We start from the raw sequence: 18679 nt of genomic DNA on the forward strand, positions 1-18679 counted from the left end.
TTAGCGATCTGTGGGAAGCTAGTCTCGATGGAGCCTGATAGCATTATCCATCAACTCGCATTTTCCGATTTAAGCCATATAGGCAGGACTGACCCAGTTCTGTTAGTAAGCAATCCATTTCAATCAATCGACCAATATAAAATGTTTGATGCCGAAACACTGCAAAGCATAATAATTACAGCAGAAAGGTTACTTTTAAGTTTAATTAACCATCAACTAAGAGGACAATTTGACGACATTCGGTTCATCTGTTTGACTGACCCAACCTTTGCGCTTAATCTGGTAGATCTATGCCAAAATAATCACACAAAATTTTCGCCGTTCTATGCTCAATATGGCTACAGCTTCTCAAAATACAATTTTGCGACTTTTAAAGAACCTCCTCATGATCTTATCTTCGGAAAAGAGCAGGATTCACGATCAAATCCTTGGTCTTTAGCAATTCATGCATTTGAACGAAAATATAATCTTTCTCAAAAAAGCTTATCCAACTTATCGACTGAAGTTTTTAATGGAGAAAAGGTACTAAAAAAAATGGATCCAAAAGATTTACTACACGTATGCAACTACTATTTTGAACAACTAAGCCCTGTTTGGATTATTATCGACGCAATGGTTCGTCAACATACCAATTTATTCGGGGTAGGCGTATATCGTGCAACACGTTATTTAGATGATAATGAAACAATAGTTCTTGCTTGAAGCAAACTGACCTAATTAAGAAACAGTATTCAATAATTGCCATACCAAAGCCCTAGAGCACCTATATTGACTATGACTTGACCGTCTTTCTTAATCGTCAGATATATCACACCAGAATTAATCTCAACGGTAACTTTGCGCTTGGCCGCGAGCTGTTTTTCTACCACATAGTGAGAAAAACAACAGGCTCTATTACTGCACTAATTCACTTCCGAACCATCGGCATTGAAAATTCGATAGCAAAATCGATATTTGGATTTTTTAGTGCTTCAACCACCAATAGCTGATCAAAGCCAATACCAAAATAGCGATCAGACCAACTACGCACTAATTCTGGGGAGGAATGAATAGCCTCCAAGCTTCCTGAAAACCACCAATTGCATTCAAGATTAACCTTGCCGGCGGCTAGGATAAACCTGTCGTTTAGTCTAACTTTACAAAGCATTCAGAATGGAATCACTGATGGCTATACGAATTATCTTGCTAGAAGCAATTCCCGAACCAGGAAGCTTGAGTATTGCGGGGATGCTACTGAAAAAATTCCCAACAGCTACTGTCGAACAGTTTGCTTGGGCTAATTTAAGCGATCTACAGCCTTCTGATCATTTATATTTAGTCAGAGAACCGCTACTCAGACACTATATAACTGAAATTTATTCCCCTACCTTAAATGAAAATATTATTTTAACTGAAGAAAACCTTTTAATTTTATTAATCTTAAGAGGATTACCTCTCACCTCAATTAACATTCATCTCATCGGCCCGCTATCTCATAGAAAAGCCAAGCTATTCAATGATCAATTTTCTACTCCTGCTTTTTTAGGCACAACAATATCTTATTCTCCAGGCGGGTTTATTCCCCATGACGAAGGAATGCAAATTCCAGACAGGGCGCTTTTAGACGGAATTATTACAACAGGACGTGAACCCTCAACAAGGGCTATCTATCACAGAATAAAATTAATATTTGATACAAATTTTAAGCACCACGATCAGTCTTTAAACAATTTACCATCGATTGTGTCTAATAATTTGATTATAGCGATAGATAAACTTGCCCCTAAAGATCTTTGTGATCTCTGCAAAGCTACTTATCGCTTAACCTACCCATTTTGGTTAACATTATTTGGCGTGGGGTATGATTCTTTTATCCATCCGCCCATATGCTACCAACTACTCTCTCCTCAGATTGAGGCGGAACTGCCCTAATAAGAAACAGTAATCAATAATTGTCATACCAAACACCTGTTTGGTTTTTTACCGCGACCAGTGGCTTTGACAAAAGTTCCGATGAATGAGAAGTTTTATATAACGCTGATCACGCATAACTAGCAGTTGAGTTATACGTTCAAGACGGCAAAAGACCCATAAATAACAATAACAATAAAAAGAAGCAGTATTATGAAGTCACATTTCCCGCTCTACTATTTGGCACTGTCACTGACCACTAGCTTATTCCTATACGGAACCGCCAGTCAGGTTAGCTTTGCCCAACCTGAAAATTCTTTACCGATGGTTGAATACAACCAGCAAACAACGGCTCAATCTGAATTGATTGCGGTTAATCATCGTTAAAAATTCGCACCAGTGTTCAGCCTCTCTGCGAGATACATTATGTCCCTATAAATAAAAGGCCAATCAGAAAATTCCGACTGGCCTCTCTTACAGTTTGCAACCTGCAATTAATCGATCACTGATTCCAGAGCAAACTGCTGGTTGATCGTTTCACGCTGACGTACCAGATGGGCTTTTTCGCCATCAACTAGCACTTCTGCCGGGCGATTTCTGGTGTTGTAGTTCGACGCCATCGCAGCACCATAAGCACCTGCGCATTTAACCGCTAACAAATCACCTTGCTGCAGTGCTAATGCACGGTCTTTACCGAGGAAATCACCGGTTTCACACACTGGGCCAACAATATCCCACTGCTTTTGCTCGGTATCGCTGCGCGGTACAACTTCAACAATTTCCTGCCAAGCACTGTAGAGCGCCGGGCGGATTAAATCGTTCATAGCGGCATCGACAATCGCAAAATTGTGATACGGCGTTGGCTTGAGATATTCCACTTGAGTCAGTAACACACCCGCTTCACCTGCAATAGAACGCCCAGGTTCAATCACCAGCGACAAATCTCGACCCTGCAGTTTACCGATAATAGCCTGTGCATATTCATCGGCAGTTGGTGGCACATCGCCTTTTTCATAACGAATGCCAATACCACCACCTAAATCGACATGCTTTAACGTAATGCCAACAGCTGCCAGTTGATCAACCAGCACCAGCAAACGATCCATCGCATCGACAAATGGCGTTAGCTCGGTTAACTGGGAGCCAATGTGACAATCAATACCCACCACATTCAAATTCGCCATCGCCTGTGCAGTTTGATAAACCTCAACGGCTTGGCTGAATTCGATACCAAATTTATTTTCTTTTAAACCGGTCGAAATATATGGGTGGGTTTTAGCATCGACATCCGGATTTACTCGCAACGAGATATTGGCTACTTTGCCTAAATCTGCTGCCACCTGGTTTAACACGGTTAGCTCAGCGCTGGATTCAACATTGAAACAGTGAATGCCAACTTCCAGCGCTCGGCGCATTTCCTGTGGTCGTTTACCAACGCCAGAAAAAACCACCCTCGATGGATCGCCACCCGCAACCAGCACTCGCTCCAACTCACCCTGTGAAACGATGTCAAAACCGGCGCCTAACTTGGCCAGCACACTTAATACGCCTAGGTTGGAATTGGCTTTTACCGCATAACACACCAGGTGAGGAAACTCGCCTAATGCCCGCTCCAAAGCCAAATAACTGTCACTCAAGCTTTTACGCGAGTAGACATATAAAGGCGTACCAAATGTTTCAGCCAGCTCGCTCAAACTGCAGCGCTCGGCATGCAGCTGATTATTTTGGTATTCAAATTGACTCATGGAGCACCCTGATCAGAATTCTGTATAACTGACTGGCTACTTGAAGCAGGCGAAACCAGTTTCCCCTTCTGACCACATCCGGCTAATCCCATTGTTGTCCCCACCCCGAGGCTCAACACCAGGCAAAAGAAAATACTGCGAATCACTTTGATTTCTCCAAAAATAGCCACAATGAGTATTTACTCATTCATCAGTTTTGTTTATTGATAATGTTCTGTTGCTATCAAGAAAACTCGCCAGCAACTCAGCGCAGTATAAACAGCGTTTTCCGCAGATAACAGCAGCAGTTTTAAAGTTGACAGCAGCCATAGATTCGACAAGGATTCCAGCCAATCGCTTTAGCGCTTTTATTTCTGGTGAAACCCCCATGACTGACATGAACGATAGTGAATTTCGCGAACTGATCGAACAAAAAATCAGCCAGTTAGAAGACCGGCTAGAAGATGCAGACATCGATTACGATGTCTCTGGAAGCATTTTGACCGTTGAATTCGACAATGGCACTCAGATAATTGTCAGCCCACAAATTTCTGGCCATGAATTATGGTTAGCTGCAACCAGCGGCGGTTTCCACTATGCCTGGAATGGTGAAGATTGGATCTCGACGCGTGATGAAGGCACTTTTGATCAGAAGTTAATCGAGTGCTGTAGTAGCCAAGGCGAATCTTACCTAGAAATCTAGCTTGGTTTGCAGGTGGGCACTGATCTTGAAAAATCTACCTCTGATAGGCTAAAACCATTTTTTACAGAGGGAAGGGAACCTAAAGAAAAAGTGCCAGTCTTATTCTGTGATCGCAAACGGAGCAACAGCAAAACTGAATGCGGTTAATGACAGCTTTTACAGTGTTGAAAAAAATTAAGAGTTACGTTTTTAAGATCAAATTGAATTGCACGTTTTGTTGTTCTCCCCTTTACAATGAAACAACTGATAAGAAAACGAATGCTCCACAAACTGGTTAACCCCCCTACTAACCAGCAATAATGGCAAACCTTAACCGGTTTGCCATTTTTTATGCGCAATGGTTTTAATACTCGTTATTTGTCCATCAGAGTAATGCCCATCGCCTTCAATACATACTTTTCATAGATTGGCTCGGGGGTACCCTTTTGCATTTTTCGAATAAAGTACTTCTCGAAAGCGACCTTGGCTAAATGCACCCATTTACCTTTTTTCATCCAAGCAACATTACGTGGCGGTATTTGTGGCATAGCGACAAAAGCGACACCGGTATCGCCCATATCTGCTAGGCAAATTGCATTCCATGCACCCTTAGATGTTATTGGTTGCCCTTTAATCTCTGCTGCAATATTTTCGGCTAGCGCACGCGACATAGATTCAATCATATAACCCGTTTTTGGCACACCACAGGGAACCGGCGTTTTCTCGATTGGCGGAATGGCAACACAAACTCCACTTGAAAAAATATTGGCATAGCCTTGGTTACGCTGGTAATCATCGATAGTGACAAAACCACGAGGGTTCACCAAGCCTTCCACTTCTCGCAGCGGTTTAATGCCACGGAAAGCCGGAATCATCATCGAAAAATCAAACGGCATTTGCAGGTCTTTAACCACTTCGCCTGCTTCATTTAACCCTTGTACATGCATCATGCCTTTTTCGACTTTAATTACCCGCGCATTGGTCACCCATTGAATATGCCGCTGACGTAACTCGGCCTCTAACATACCTTTAGAATCCCCTACACCACCTAACCCTAAATGACCAATATAAGGTTCACTGGTGACAAAAGTGATAGGGGTTTTATGCCGCAACTTGCGCTTTTTCAAATCGGTATCGACCACAAAAGCAAATTCATAAGCTGGCCCGAAACAACTGGCACCCTGCATCGCCCCAATAATCACCGGGCCGGGTTGATCTAATAATTCTTGATAAGCCTCAGCAGCAGTAATTGAGTGCGCCAGACTACAAACTGAGTGAGTGAAACCTTGTTCAGGTCCTGACCCCGGAACTTCATCAAAAGCCAGCTCTGGCCCGGTAGCAATAACTAAATAGTCATATTGCAACCAATCGCCGTTGGCCAACTGAAGTTTGTTTTCCAGTGGTTCCAGCTTTTGTAGTGGGCTGGCCACCAAGTCGATATTTTTTTTATTTAAAAAAGGGCTGAGTGGAAAGCTGATCTCTTCTGGCTTGCGCCATCCAGTAACAATCCACGGGTTTGAAGGCACAAACTGAAATTGATCAACAGGGTTCACCACGGTGATCTTGTGAGATTCATCCAGCAAACTACGCAACTCATATGCCGCAGGCATACCACCCAAACCGGCACCCAGTACAATAATCTGCGCCATGATCACTCCCTTTTATATCTGATTTGTCTTTATTAGATTTGTCTAATTAAACTGTTAATCAGGAGGTCTTTGCAATAGCGGCTATTACAACTTTGGTCGAAGTTTGCTTGAAAAATTTGAGGTTTTTTGACAAAAGCAGCTGGATAACAGAGTAACTGTTACCCAAGCGAGCAGGTAGGTAAGTAGATAGATGGACGCTAACGAATCACGCCACTAAGCAGTAAGCCAACCAGAGCGGCGCCCAATAACAGGCGATAAATTACAAATGGTCGCATGCTGATTCGATCCATCAGTTTTAAAAATATGCTGATACAGGCGTAAGCACTGACACAAGAAACCGCGGTTGCTAATATTAAATAACCCCAGTGAATCGTCATATCGGCCGCCAGCATTTGCTCTAGCTCAAAGCCTGATGCCAATACAATCACTGGTATCGAAAGCAAAAATGAATAGCGCGCAGCGGCTTGCCGGGAAAAGCCCAAAAACAATGCTGCGGTAATCGTAATGCCAGAACGTGAAGTCCCTGGAACCAGCGCCAACGCCTGGGCGGCACCGATTATCAAAACATCTTTAAAGGTCAGTTGATGCTCATTTCGCTGACCAGAACAACAACTATCTGCCTTACCTAGCAACAGTCCAAACACCACCGTGGTAATCGCAATCACCCAAGCGGAACGCAAATTGGCACTAATAAACTGATTCAGCAACAAACCAATCAAGCCAACCGGAATCGTTCCCAGCAATACTGCCCAAGCCAGCTTGGATTCCGCCGAAAAAGCTGGCTGTCGCAATTTCACCGATTGCAGCCAGTCTTTGCTCATTATCAAAAGTTCTTTGCGGAAGTAACTGACCACGGCAATTAGCGAGCCCAAATGAACCGCTACATCAAAAACTATCCCTTGATCCGGCCAACCAAAAACTTGCGAAGGCAAAATCAAATGGGCAGAGCTGGAGATAGGTAAAAACTCTGTCAGTCCTTGTAATAAGGCCAGAATAATCCATTGAACCAGTTCCACAATTTCTCCCACCAGAAAAAAAACGTTAGGCTGTCTTTATTGTTAGCTACAAATTTGCAGGCTTTATGGCTCATTCACCACAGTTACCTGTTGCCTTGATTACTGGCGCAGCAAAAAGGATCGGTGCAGCAATCGCCCGACAACTTCACCAACAGGGTTATCGGATTGTACTTCATTGCAACCAGTCACTGCTGCAAGCACAAGCGCTAGCCAATATGTTCAACCAGCATAGAAGCAATTCTGCCATAGTGGTTCAAGCAGATTTATTACAGCAGTCAGAACTTCAGACAATGGTTGAAAAAATCACGGTTCATTTTGGCCGAATAGACCTGCTGGTTAATAATGCCTCAAGCTTTTATCCCACTGCTATTGGCGATGTTACCGAAGCTGACTGGAGCGATTTGCTTGGTAGTAATCTGAAAGCGCCGTTCTTTTTATCACAACTTTGCCAACCTTATCTAAAACAACAGCAAGGCAGCATTATTAATATTACCGATATTCACGGTGAACGGCCCATGCCCGGCTTTGCCGTCTATTCAATTGCCAAAGCCGGTTTGATTCAAATGACCAAAGCTTTGGCCAAAGAACTGGCACCTGAGATTCGAGTTAATGCGGTATCTCCAGGCGCAATTTTATGGCCAGAGGCACAAACCGAATCAGATGAAATAGCACAACAGAAGACACTAGACAAAATTGCACTAGGCCGGTTAGGAGAAGAACAAGATATTGCCAATACCGTGCTATTTTTAGCCAAACACTCACCCTATATTACTGGGCAAGTGATTGCTGTGGATGGTGGAAGGACTTTAACTATTTAACATTAAAAACGAATACTAGAAAATTAAAAACTATAAATGGTATAGCCATATTTAAAACAGCAAGCAGCTAAGGCAAGTATCACAAGCGGCTTGGCTTTAACCAGCCATTGCGGCAAAAACTTAAACTGGAAAAGTAACGCCGAAGTCAGCCACATTAATAAGCCAGAAAGCAGCGCCATTTTTCCCCAAAAATGCCCAATATTCTGGCTGGCGTACCACAGTACATTCCAGCTACCTGCCAACAGCAACAAACTGGCAAACAGTTTATCAATTACGGTCGCTGTAGGTTTTGCAGCAGTTAACGGCTTAACTAGTCCGGCATAAATAACGCCGGCAAACATACAGCCGGTCATAATGGTTCCCATCGGCAGCATAAATATCTCACTTGAAGGTTTGTATGCAGAGTATACCCAAGCTATTTCAAAGTGCAGAATTCACACCTTGAAATAGCTTAGGTATAGACAAAACATCTGCAGCAAAGGTTCACTGGGAATGATCCCAATCAATGCCTGCATTTCATCAAAAAATAATTAAGCTATTTTGGTTGACTCATGTAGGTTTTATGAGTGTTAACGAAATCAGACGCTTGGTAATAAACCCCAAAGTGTCTGATTGCGCCGAAAGCTTATCAAGCCTACGATTGGTTCGCTGTTAATTTAAATTCCAGTGATTAATATCAACTGAGTGTCATTAATAATCCTGTTGAAAAGTAGCCCAGCGCTGTTCAATTTTTTGCCCACGCAGCATATGCAACTGACCAAACTGCAACATAACAAACTCACTTTGAGTTGGGCGTAAAAAAACATAATCATCAACATTTAATGCAGTTTTCGGTGAGCCTACCAGTAATTCCTGGTTAGTGCTGCGCCCGTATAAACCATTATTTTTTAATCCTTGCGGCGAACAAGCTTCAGCTTTCCACCAGCCGCCATAGGTGAAATAGGATTGCTGAAGATTGTTATTCAATCGAGAAACCATGGTCGATAAACCTTCGGCGAATGGCAGAGTTAATCCACTGTGTTTTTTCAGCACTGGCGTGGCAATAAACATTGCAGGCTGATGATCCGCCAAGGTTGGTAAATCAAAATCACTGGTTTTAACAAAGGCAGAGCCGATAGAAATATCGTTAATCACACCACGATCAGACTCCGGATATAACTGGTAAGTCATACTACCTGCGCTATTGCAGCACAATACGTCACTAACCAACTCTGGGTAATCTATTTTCGCTAGCGCGACAAACTCGGCATAGCTTTTAAGCATTTTTTCCCGGCCACTGGCTTGCAGAATCGACAATGGTGCCTTTGCCAAATGCGGTTCGTAGGCCATAAAGCCAGCTAGTTTTAAATGCTGTGGATTATTTTTAATCATTTCCAGCAATGGTGTCGCTTCTTTGGCATGTTTTAACCCTCCACGGTGCAAACCGGTATCAATTTCGATACTGATATTTAGCTGGAGCTTTCTTTGCTGGGCTATCTGTAAGTACTGGTGCAAACGTTTTTCAGAATCGATTAGCCACTGAATTTTTTCTATACGATTTTGGTTGCCAGGTTCTACTTGATTTAAAAAAGTAATTAACGATTGTTTAGGAAATGGCTTGCCGATTAAAAAATCAACCGCGGTAAACCTCGAAAACATTTGATTCAAAAAAGGCTGGTGGAAAACCATTAACCGATTGGTGTTCAGCTGCTGCATTAAATATTCCAGCAACTGCGGGCAAGGCAGTGATTTGGCTACCAGCCGAACTTTGGAAGTATCACTAACATGCTGACGAACCTTTTCAATATTGGCATCTACCCGATCCATATCCACTAGCATAATCGGTCGACCAGGTGCCGACTGTTGCAAGGTCTGCTGGATTTGGCTGAAGTACCGGTTATGCGGCTTACCCTTATCACGCAACCACCACCCAGCACCCAATATAACGGCCAATACAACACTTATTAATAACATTACAATCCACCCAAATGCTTAACCATCAATGCGACACCAATTCCCAGTACGCTACCGGCTGCATAGCCAATCACCCCGGAGCTCAAACCGGTCAACATTATTTTTCGGTTATTCATTACCGCCGCCGCAACCGGCACAAAAGGCGGTGAACAAATAGACGCTACTGAGGTGATTAAAAAAGTATCAGCATCAATGTTAGTAAATTTGCATAACAGCAAGTGCAGCAACATCGAACCAAAAACAATTGCCAGGAAGTAGGCCATTAACTGCCAAGTGATCTGTTCGAAAATTGCCGAGGTAAATAACGATCCAGCAACCGTACAAAATGCCATGATCAAAAACATACCTAGATGATAAGTGTTGCGGATGTTACGGATTTTATCGGATAGCGCACACAACACCCCGCCAAGGGTCAGCAGTAGAATTACCGCCATGGTGCTATAACTCGCTGGCAGCAATTTTGATATAGCAACAGAAAGCCCGACAACGGCAACCGTGGCTAATACCGCTAATCCCAGATTTTTCAATCGAGATGGCATTACTAGTTCTTTATACTGCTCCAGATGCTCATCATGATCGCCTTCCTCGTCAGTATCTTTATTCTCTGCGAACGCAGGAAGAAACAGTTTGGCAACTTTATGTGCCGCAGTCATGACCAGCAGTAAATACATCATACTGGTGATTACATCGTAACCGTGCACCAGTAAAAAAGTGTCAGAACTGGCTTCGGTGGCTACCTTGATTGCAGCAACATTCGGTGTCGAGCCGGTAAAAACGCCAACTGCCATTCCAGCAACTTGCCATAAATTATCAACCTCTCCTATTAAAGGAATTGCCGCCAGTGTGGCAACTAAAGTAACCGACAATAATGCGAAACTCATCGCAATTGCTGCCTTTCCAGCCTGACCAAACCAACCGCGAACATCGGTGGAAAATAACAATAGAGGCAGTGCCAGCGCCACCAAAATACCCAGCATTTCTTCTTGGCCAGCCGCCAAGGCTTCACTGGTCAGCGACAGTTGCTCCATGCCCAAGCCAAGAAAAATACCCAGCGCGTAGCAGACAATCACTGGGCCGAGCTTGTTTACCAGCGGGCTGCGCATACATAGCGCGATAGCGGCAATTGGAATTAAAAAATAGAAGGGAATCAGAACCAGCAGCGACATAAGATGTCCATTTCTTATTGTTATGCCAGACAAAATACCGCCTAAGCGGATAAAATGGAAATGGATATAAGGCTACTGCCGCTTTGAAATGGTAGTGACTTGCCAAGATTGGCTGATATTGATTCTAGCAGTGACACTTGGTGAGCATTGTGCAGATTGCACAGAAGAGTCAATATTTCTAAATAAAGCAGAGCTTTCGCCCTGCTTTATTTTGCACAACCACTACTTAAGTGTGGCAATCAGTTCGCGGTCACTGAAGAATGCTTTGAGCAGTTTTTGAACACCAACTGGATAGCTATTTGCTGCATTAGGAATAGCAACAGCCCCAACAAAAGAAGAGTCCCAAACATAATGAATTTTATGAACTTTGTTATAGACTTCTTTACCCGAGGATAAAACAATGAAACGAGCAGAGATGTCTGTTTCACCTGTACTAAAGCCAGATGCATCTACATCATTTTCAAGTAACTCTCCTGTTACAACAATATCACTTGGTGAATGCCACAGTGCCGCTTGCTTTAAATCTTCTTCAAGCGCTTTTTTCAGATATTCAGCAAAAGAATTACTGTACGGGGATACAAGGGAGGTTCCACGCAAAGAAATGTCATTTACATGTTTATTGTTATCCTTGAATTCACCTGACCGCATTTTGGGCAGCTCAAGATCTTTCAAATCATTAATGCTAGTGAAATCTGGCTGATACTGTGGTGCAACCATGGTACAACCAAGCATGCTCGAAAAGACTATTGCAGCCAATAGGATTTTTACTACTTTCATATCCGTACCTTACAGTTCTTTAGCTGAAGAAATTTCAACCATCATTTGTTTGAAGGCACTTGCAGATGCGCGGCGAGCAGATAAAGAGAAATCACTTTTGAATTCATCAAACTCTGCATTACCAGATGCTTTTACAGTCTTGATCCAAACTGTTTTGCCATCTTCGTTAATAACAGTGCAAGTCAATTCAACATCGAAATCAGTTGGCGGCCAAGTGAATGCACTATCTGAAGATGAGTTAGTTACAATCGAAGGTTGGAAGACATAGGTAATATTTTTATCCGAAATATATGCAGAATCATTCAAATCCTGAACAGCATAAACCTTGGAAAAAATATTGCTTAACATAGCATTCAAAGCAGCCTCAGTATCGGCATATGGCTTGTATTTCACCTTATCACCGCCACCACCTGCTGTGATTACTTCTTTGAGTTTATCTGCATCAGAAATGTAATAGCCAACATTTTTATCAATTTGTCTTGCCACTTCGACCGAGCGAATATCTTCAATTTTTGGTGTAATCTGAATTCCGTGAGCACAGCCGCCCAAAAATGCAACACTAGCAACCAACACACATACTTTAGCAAACAACTTCATGGTAATCCCCCAACCAAATGCATAAATATGCCGCACTTACATCAATACGACACTAACCTAAAAAAAGGCGGGCAAATAATACGATATGATTTACTAAAATGCTACTAGCGCATCAGTTAGATACTTCTATTCAGATGGCTAACCAAAGAAAAAAATAAAATAATGAGCATATTAAAACATGACAGATGTCAATCAGTGGTTGTTTTTATATAAAACCGCACGGATTAAGAATGCAGCGTTTTAACAACACTCTCAACCGACTTCAAACTCACTTCAATCACTGGTTTGCCTGATATTTTTTGCAAGCGGCTTTGCAATAACATTCTATTCGGTAGTAAATAATCATCACCTGTAACAGAAATCAATCTGGTATAAATTAAACCAATTGAGCGAATTCGCCCTTGTAACGGTATGTCTTTATCTAATACTTTAATGTTATCACCCACTGACACTGGCGCGGTAAACATCAACATTAGCCCAGCACTCAAATTGCTGAGCAATGACCATTCTGCAAATAAAGCTACACCCAATAGCGCCATTACTGAGCCGATAAAAAACCGTACACTCTCTGAGCTCACATTCAACACATTAAGAATTAACGCCAATATTGCCAACATGCAGGCGCTATATAATATCAATCGAATCCATTGCAGCATTTGTGGATAACGATCAGCATCCAACAATTTAACCAGACGTTTATCAAGTAATTTTAGCAAAACTACTATCGCAACCAGCATTGCAACTATCAGCAGCCATTGCTTAAATATCATCATCATCTTGTTCTTCCAGTTTTATTCTCATTGATTCTATTTTCTGATGAAGCCGAGTAACTTCTAATTCAAGCTTCAAACTCACTTCATAATGAATTTGTGAGTTCATTCGGTCTTTTTTACTTTGCCGGTTTTGGCTCATCATAATAATGGGGGCCTGCAATGCAGCAACCACCGACAATACCATTGTCAGTAGAATAAATGGCGGCTGATCAAAAGCAGTTTTTCCCTGTGCAATCAGAATTAAATTACTGCCAATCCACAAACCAAGCATTAAAAAAAACCAACCAATAAAACCCCACGAGCCGCCAAACTCAGCAATTTTATCTGCAGCTTTTTCACCAAAGGTCATTTGATCTTTAAATGTGTCATTGGTATTTTGTGAAATTGCTTCACCTTCAGCTATCGAAACAACCACTTGCTGCTCTTCATCACCTAATTGCTCAAAGTTCTTTCCAAGTGTGCGGCGAGAAATTCTGTTCCAGATTTTTTTCATTTATTTTAACTCGTCTTTTTCAGACAAAAAAAACGCCTGAAGTCTTTTAAGACCACAGGCGCTAAAGCTAGCAACGCTTTAATCGGTGGCTTCTAAAAAACCTTCCTGTTGCACTCGGTCCAGCTCCGATTGCTCAGTGGTATCTAGCGTTTCTGTAGACTCTTCATAGCCTGCAAGAGTCTCTTTGATGCAGGATTGCAAATAATCATCTAAAAAGTCTGGATCAACTTGATCTTCAACTGCCCATTCTTGGCATTCATTAGTGATTTCTTGCAACTGATTTGAGTTGGCAGCACTGGCAAATGAAACTGCCAGGCCACCTGCCAGCAAGAGGTGTGTAAAAGTGTGTTTCATAGCCAATGCCCCAGGAAGTAATTTCTGACGCGATCATGCAGCGAACACTGAAGTAGGTAAAACGATAGTTTCTATTCTTGTCGATCAAAAAAACTACTCGTTCTTTAAGCGAGATAAAACGTGTTCAATCAAATCAAGATTCACTTGACTGTTATGCCAACAAGCCCAAGCCTGACGGCTGATTTCTTGCGCCCCCTTCACCAGATGCAACTTCCCTAAATCGAGCATTGGTTGAACCAACAGCTGAGGCAAATAAGCACAGCCGCCGCGAGTTAATAAAAAGTCCCGGGCAATTCGACCGTTATTAGTATGTAAAACAGGGCGCGGAAACTGCTCTGGCATTTGTGCTTGCAGCAAAGAAAACTGGGTACCCCAATCCACCGAAACCCATCGCTTACGCCAACTATCATCACTGAGCGAACACGAATGGTCTGCCACCATCACTAGGTTAATTTCTGTTAACAAGCGCGTCTTAAGCTCGTCAATTTTCGGTGGATCAAACACCACACCTAAATCTAAGGTTCTCTCCATTAATCGGCGCAGAATCACTTCATGGCTTTGCATTTCTGCTCTTAGAGCAAGTTCTTGATAATCACCATACAGTTCACCCAAATCATCTTGCATCAGCAAGTCCCACAGATTAGGTGTTGCACCAATAGCAATTTGCTGACCACTGTCGTTTCTCAACCCAACTTCCTGACGTGCTCTTTCCCAAGAGAGCAATATTGATTGCGCATGCCGCTTTAACTTTTCACCGGCATGAGTCAGCTGAATATTGTGACGAAACCGCTCAAAAAGCGCTATCCCCAGAAGTTGTTCCAGCTGCCGAACTCGAGCGCTGACTGCCGATTGAGTTAAATACAGATTCTCAGCCGCCCGGCCAAAATGGCGGGTTCTTTCAACTTCTAGAAAGGTCTTCAACAACTCTGTATCCAAAATTATTTCTCCAGACGATAAAAATTATTCATTTTACAGCTCAAGGATTTTGTCCAATATTCCGGCGTAATTTCTTTATAAATTGGCTTTGACAAAAAAGCGAGCACGATCTTATGCAAACAGCACTCTCAAGTCAGGAAAGGCTGAATAAGCCTGATGAAACCGACCAGCAAATTGTTCCTGGCAAACGCTGGAATGATCATAAGAACTATCCTCGCGGCTTTGACCGCAGCGGTGACTTTACGATTCAACAAGCAAAACTTCTAGAAACTTACGGCAGCACGATTAGCCAACTGGTTCTAGGGAAAAGAATCGCTGAAAACGCTGCTGAACAACGAATGCTCGAAGTGATCGCTGGTCACCAAGCGGCTGAAACTGTGTTAGAAAAACTGTGGTTACTTTACCTCGACTGCACTAAAAAACGTAATATGCAAATGGGTTTGTGTACTGCAATTAAAGACAACTCAGCACAGCCTCGTAAACAAACAGCTTCTGCTCTTTCTGCATCAAGTCAACTAAATCAAAATGATCAAGATGCTGCAAATGACGATGATATTGAAGTCAATGACAGCAATGATGATATGCAAGATTAAACACGATCGCCCTCTCACAAATTAATATTAAAAATGATTGATGCAAAACCCGGCTAACTGTCGGGTTTTGTCGTTTCAGAGTAGCAAAAATACAACCAACAAAAAAACTGATCGTCAGGAGTAAAAAACATCGCTTTTGATTTTTAGAATCTCGAGTACATTTCCGAGAAGTCTAATTATTAAATTGAGTCACTCGTGAAAATTTGTTTTTTGATGTATCCCTGGCAGCGCATTTCACCAGAAACCGATACCACTTTACGGTTAATCCATGAATCAGCAGCACGCGGCCATACCGTCGCTATCTGCACGCCTGGCAACCTGACAATGCGCGAAAGTATTGTTTATGGTTTTTGCGATGTATTAGTTCGTGGCGATAAAAAACTGCCTGAAAAATCTCAAGTATTCTACAAGAATGCTCAGTTTAAACGCAGCAAACTACCCATGGGCGGCTTTGATGCAATCTTTATGCGCGCTAACCCGCCGTTAGAAGTGATGTCACTGAATTTTTTAGATTCAGTGAAGCAAGACACTTTTATCATGAACTCATTAGAAGGTTTGCGCGTTGCAAATAACAAACTCTATACCGCATCTTTCAGCGGAGCAGCAAATCGCTTTGTACCTGCAACTCATGTGTCTAAAAATCGTGACTATTTAGAGCGCGTATTACTAGATTCCGATAGCGAGCGTATGATTTTAAAACCATTAAATGGTTTTGGTGGAAAAGGCGTTATTGTTTTAGAAAAAAGCGCTAAAAAAAGCTTTAAATCCTTATTAGATTTTTATATCGGCGATGACCCAGGTAACTACGTTATTTTGCAAGAATATGTAGAAGGCGCAGAGCTAGGTGATATACGCGTTCTGATGCTAAATGGCCAAGCCATTGGTGCTATGCGAAGAATTCCTGCAGAGGACGATGTTCGCTCAAATATTCATGCTGGCGGCAGAGAAGTTAAACACATATTAACTCCCGAGCAACTAGCGCTATGCCAAGCAATTGGCCCAAAGTTAGTTGCCGATGGTTTGCACTTTGTTGGGTTAGATCTTATTGGCGATAAGCTTATTGAAGTGAATGTAATGAGCCCTGGCGGCATTACCAGAATTAACCGTTTGAATCGTTGTAAATTACAAAAGCAGGTAATGGACTTCATCGAAGCACAAGTTGTATTACGTGAAAATGAAGCAGCAGACCGAGCTCATAAGGTTCATTTAAAAACTACACTTCGCCAGGTTATTACCGATGCAGACGCAAACTAATCCGCTTTCAGAGCAGGAAATCCTGTCTCTGATTCGCCGTCGCCGTCCGTTTACTGCGGTGCACCCACAGGGCGGGTTTATGATCAAAATTGATCAATACCAACCTTACTTGTGTACCGCAATTCACCAAGGCGAATCAATGCCTCAGGCGATGGAACAATTATGCCTGCTGGACAAGTCACAGCGTTATTATGAAGAAGACCCCTATACCGCTGATATGATTCGCTCGATGCCAATGATGCTGGTCGGACTGGACTCTCGTTATGCTTATGATTTAAACCGGCCACCCTCACGCTGTATTTATCAATCAGCGTGGGGGAAAAAAGTTTGGAAGAAAGCAATTCCGGCACGGCTCAAAGATGCTATGCAACAGAGGCACGGTGCTTTTTACCGTGTCCTAGAAACTTTAATTCAAACAATTGAAACACAGTTTGGCGCTGCATTAGTTTTTGATATTCACAGCTATAACCATCAGCGGGTTGAAAGAAAAACACCCTTATTTAATATTGGAACTGCCAATATTGATAAAGAAAAATTTATACCGGTGGTTAATTACTTTTCAAGTAAGCTAGCTAAAGTCGAACTAAGAGACATTGACAATCTGACGGCCTGCGACGATGTATTTACTGGTCAAGGTTATTTGGCACAAAGGTTACAGCAAAACTTTTCAAAAACATTAGTTTTGCCGACTGAAATTAAAAAAGTATTTATGGATGAAATAACCGGTGAATCATACCCACTGGTTATTGAGCAGCTATCGCATCAGCTTCGTGACTCTATTACTGCCACTGCGGCTTTTTTTGCCAAAAAATATAGCCGAAAGTCGATAAATAAAAAAAGCGACATGCTACACAACCAGCTAGATCCGCTGGTGCTGGACATTGATAAAAGACTGCATTTGTTGGCAAGGGGTGCCGATACACTCAGTTATGTAAACCCGGTTAATTTACATAAAGAAAAACGTAAATTTCTGGAACGAAAGGGGCAAGTTGCACCCGAATTTCGCTATCGGCAACTGGAAATTGATCCTTATTTATTCAGAGAAGCATTATATCGCTTACCGATTAATCAGATTGACGATTCATCGATACAACAGCTATATCGACAAGTTATCGATATGCTGGCAACTCGAATCGATATGTTGACCAGTGTTGGCCAAGAAAACTTTTTATATAACTCATTAAGGTATTACGGCGAGCCTAATCGAACCGATATGGCTAATGCCCGATTCTTATTACATGCAAGTAATTTTGCCGAAGAAGCGCCCTACGATATTTCGCCGCAACAGGCAGTAGTGTTCTTTGAACAAAAAATTGCGCAATGGGGTATTCCTTGTAAAGTAGAGTTGTCAGGAAAAATTCTTGCCCGGGCGATGGCAGCTTCAAGTAAAAATACTTTACTGGTAAATCGACATGCTCAGTTTAATCTTGCAGGTTTAAATGCACTCACCGAACATGAAGTCGGTATTCACCTAGCAACCACATTAAATGCCAAGGCTCAGCCACTAAAAGTATTTTCTTTAGGGTTACCGGGAAATACGCATTTACAAGAAGGATTTGCAGTTTTATCCGAACATCTATCTGGCAATATGCCATTGTCGCGTTTAAAGACACTGGCTTATCGGGTGATCGCAGTTCACGAAATGGTGCAAAAAAATGATTTTTGCCATACCTGGCATGAATTAGTAGATCATTACCAGCTCGCACCAGAGGCCGCTTTCGATATTTGTGCCCGCGTGCACCGAGGCGGTGGATTTACTAAAGATTTTCTTTATTTAAGAGGTTTGAAAGATGCCTTATCAGTTTGGCAAAAACCGCGCTGGAGAGACTTATTGGTTGGTAAAACAGGATTATCTAGCCAACCAATGATCCAAGAGTTGCTTGACCGAAAAATTATACTACCGCCCCAATGGATTTCACCGGCATTAAGTCAACCGAAAGCCAACGATGATGTAATGAATTATCTAATCAATAGCATCCAATAAAAAAGGGAGTCTTAATGACT

General features: G+C 42.2%; 21 protein-coding genes. 8 read left to right on the forward strand and 13 right to left on the reverse strand.

The genetic code is table 11. The features are described from left to right. The first annotated feature begins 27 nt into the window (after positions 1-27). Positions 28-702: a hypothetical protein gene (locus DC094_RS17175; RefSeq protein WP_133245602.1), complete on the forward strand. Its 675-nt coding sequence runs from the start codon at positions 28-30 to the stop codon at positions 700-702. Between the two features lie 205 nt (positions 703-907). Here the strand turns inward: DC094_RS17175 and DC094_RS22170 are convergent, their stop codons facing one another. After that, on the reverse strand, positions 908-1060 hold the full coding sequence (locus DC094_RS22170; protein ID WP_158527373.1) for a hypothetical protein: 153 nt from the start codon (positions 1058-1060) through the stop codon (positions 908-910). Between the two features lie 104 nt (positions 1061-1164). Here DC094_RS22170 and DC094_RS17190 point away from each other — a divergent pair, with 104 nt between their 5' ends. Further along, complete coding sequence (locus tag DC094_RS17190; protein ID WP_116688366.1) at positions 1165-1911, forward strand: hypothetical protein; 747 nt, start codon at positions 1165-1167, stop codon at positions 1909-1911. 192 nt (positions 1912-2103) lie between these two features. Continuing rightward, complete coding sequence (locus DC094_RS22175; protein ID WP_158527374.1) at positions 2104-2277, forward strand: hypothetical protein; 174 nt, start codon at positions 2104-2106, stop codon at positions 2275-2277. 107 nt (positions 2278-2384) lie between these two features. Here DC094_RS22175 and lysA read toward each other — a convergent pair whose 3' ends face one another. Beyond that, entirely contained in the window at positions 2385-3635 is a 1251-nt protein-coding gene (gene lysA, locus DC094_RS17195; protein WP_116688367.1) for a diaminopimelate decarboxylase, read from the reverse strand. Between the two features lie 367 nt (positions 3636-4002). On the opposite strand from lysA, the gene cyaY reads away from it, so the two are divergent. Beyond that, on the forward strand, positions 4003-4317 hold the full coding sequence (cyaY, locus tag DC094_RS21905; RefSeq protein WP_133245603.1) for an iron donor protein CyaY: 315 nt from the start codon (positions 4003-4005) through the stop codon (positions 4315-4317). A gap of 353 nt (positions 4318-4670) precedes the next feature. Here cyaY and DC094_RS17205 read toward each other — a convergent pair whose 3' ends face one another. Both DC094_RS17205 and DC094_RS17210 read right to left on the reverse strand, forming a co-directional pair. After that, entirely contained in the window at positions 4671-5945 is a 1275-nt protein-coding gene (locus DC094_RS17205; RefSeq protein ID WP_116688369.1) for an NAD(P)/FAD-dependent oxidoreductase, read from the reverse strand. Between the two features lie 197 nt (positions 5946-6142). Then, complete coding sequence (locus tag DC094_RS17210; RefSeq protein ID WP_116688370.1) at positions 6143-6961, reverse strand: undecaprenyl-diphosphate phosphatase; 819 nt, start codon at positions 6959-6961, stop codon at positions 6143-6145. Positions 6962-7026: 65 nt separating this feature from the next. On the opposite strand from DC094_RS17210, the gene DC094_RS17215 reads away from it, so the two are divergent. Next, on the forward strand, positions 7027-7779 hold the full coding sequence (locus DC094_RS17215; RefSeq protein WP_116688371.1) for a pteridine reductase: 753 nt from the start codon (positions 7027-7029) through the stop codon (positions 7777-7779). Between the two features lie 23 nt (positions 7780-7802). Here DC094_RS17215 and DC094_RS17220 read toward each other — a convergent pair whose 3' ends face one another. The 9 genes from DC094_RS17220 to DC094_RS22440 form a co-directional block, all read right to left on the reverse strand. Then, a complete protein-coding gene (locus DC094_RS17220; protein WP_116688372.1) occupies positions 7803-8153 on the reverse strand; it encodes a hypothetical protein in 351 nt (116 codons plus the stop codon). 316 nt (positions 8154-8469) lie between these two features. Beyond that, a complete protein-coding gene (locus DC094_RS17225; RefSeq protein ID WP_116688373.1) occupies positions 8470-9732 on the reverse strand; it encodes an alanine racemase in 1263 nt (420 codons plus the stop codon). Continuing rightward, entirely contained in the window at positions 9732-10898 is a 1167-nt protein-coding gene (locus tag DC094_RS17230; RefSeq protein ID WP_116688374.1) for a DUF819 family protein, read from the reverse strand. Before DC094_RS17230 ends, DC094_RS17225 begins: the two co-directional genes overlap by 1 nt. A 222-nt stretch (positions 10899-11120) precedes the next feature. Next, the gene (locus DC094_RS17235; RefSeq protein WP_116688375.1) at positions 11121-11675 is read right to left on the reverse strand and encodes a hypothetical protein; all 555 of its coding nucleotides are present in this window, start codon (positions 11673-11675) and stop codon (positions 11121-11123) included. Between the two features lie 9 nt (positions 11676-11684). Beyond that, a complete protein-coding gene (locus DC094_RS17240) occupies positions 11685-12272 on the reverse strand; it encodes an energy transducer TonB (RefSeq protein WP_116688376.1) in 588 nt (195 codons plus the stop codon). 224 nt (positions 12273-12496) lie between these two features. Continuing rightward, complete coding sequence (locus DC094_RS17245; protein WP_116688377.1) at positions 12497-13048, reverse strand: mechanosensitive ion channel domain-containing protein; 552 nt, start codon at positions 13046-13048, stop codon at positions 12497-12499. Further along, a complete protein-coding gene (locus DC094_RS17250; protein WP_116688378.1) occupies positions 13032-13538 on the reverse strand; it encodes a DUF1003 domain-containing protein in 507 nt (168 codons plus the stop codon). Before DC094_RS17250 ends, DC094_RS17245 begins: the two co-directional genes overlap by 17 nt. A gap of 78 nt (positions 13539-13616) precedes the next feature. Further along, positions 13617-13892 (reverse strand): hypothetical protein, encoded by a 276-nt coding sequence (locus DC094_RS17255; RefSeq protein ID WP_116688379.1) that lies wholly within the window; start codon positions 13890-13892, stop codon positions 13617-13619. Between the two features lie 93 nt (positions 13893-13985). Further along, positions 13986-14828 (reverse strand): LysR family transcriptional regulator, encoded by an 843-nt coding sequence (locus DC094_RS22440; protein ID WP_116688380.1) that lies wholly within the window; start codon positions 14826-14828, stop codon positions 13986-13988. Positions 14829-14941: 113 nt separating this feature from the next. Between DC094_RS22440 and DC094_RS17265 the strand changes: the two genes are divergently transcribed. From DC094_RS17265 to DC094_RS17275, 3 genes are all read left to right on the forward strand, one after another. After that, the gene (locus DC094_RS17265) at positions 14942-15421 is read left to right on the forward strand and encodes a MaoP family protein (protein ID WP_116688381.1); all 480 of its coding nucleotides are present in this window, start codon (positions 14942-14944) and stop codon (positions 15419-15421) included. A 195-nt stretch (positions 15422-15616) separates the two neighbouring features. Beyond that, complete coding sequence (locus DC094_RS17270) at positions 15617-16675, forward strand: glutathione synthetase (protein ID WP_116688382.1); 1059 nt, start codon at positions 15617-15619, stop codon at positions 16673-16675. Continuing rightward, the gene (locus tag DC094_RS17275; RefSeq protein ID WP_116688383.1) at positions 16659-18659 is read left to right on the forward strand and encodes a flavohemoglobin expression-modulating QEGLA motif protein; all 2001 of its coding nucleotides are present in this window, start codon (positions 16659-16661) and stop codon (positions 18657-18659) included. The genes DC094_RS17270 and DC094_RS17275 overlap by 17 nt, the downstream gene beginning before the upstream one ends. The last annotated feature ends 20 nt before the right edge of the window (positions 18660-18679 follow it).

The organism is Pelagibaculum spongiae, assembly GCF_003097315.1.
GTDB classification, from domain to species: Bacteria; Pseudomonadota; Gammaproteobacteria; order Enterobacterales; family Pelagibaculaceae; genus Pelagibaculum; species Pelagibaculum spongiae.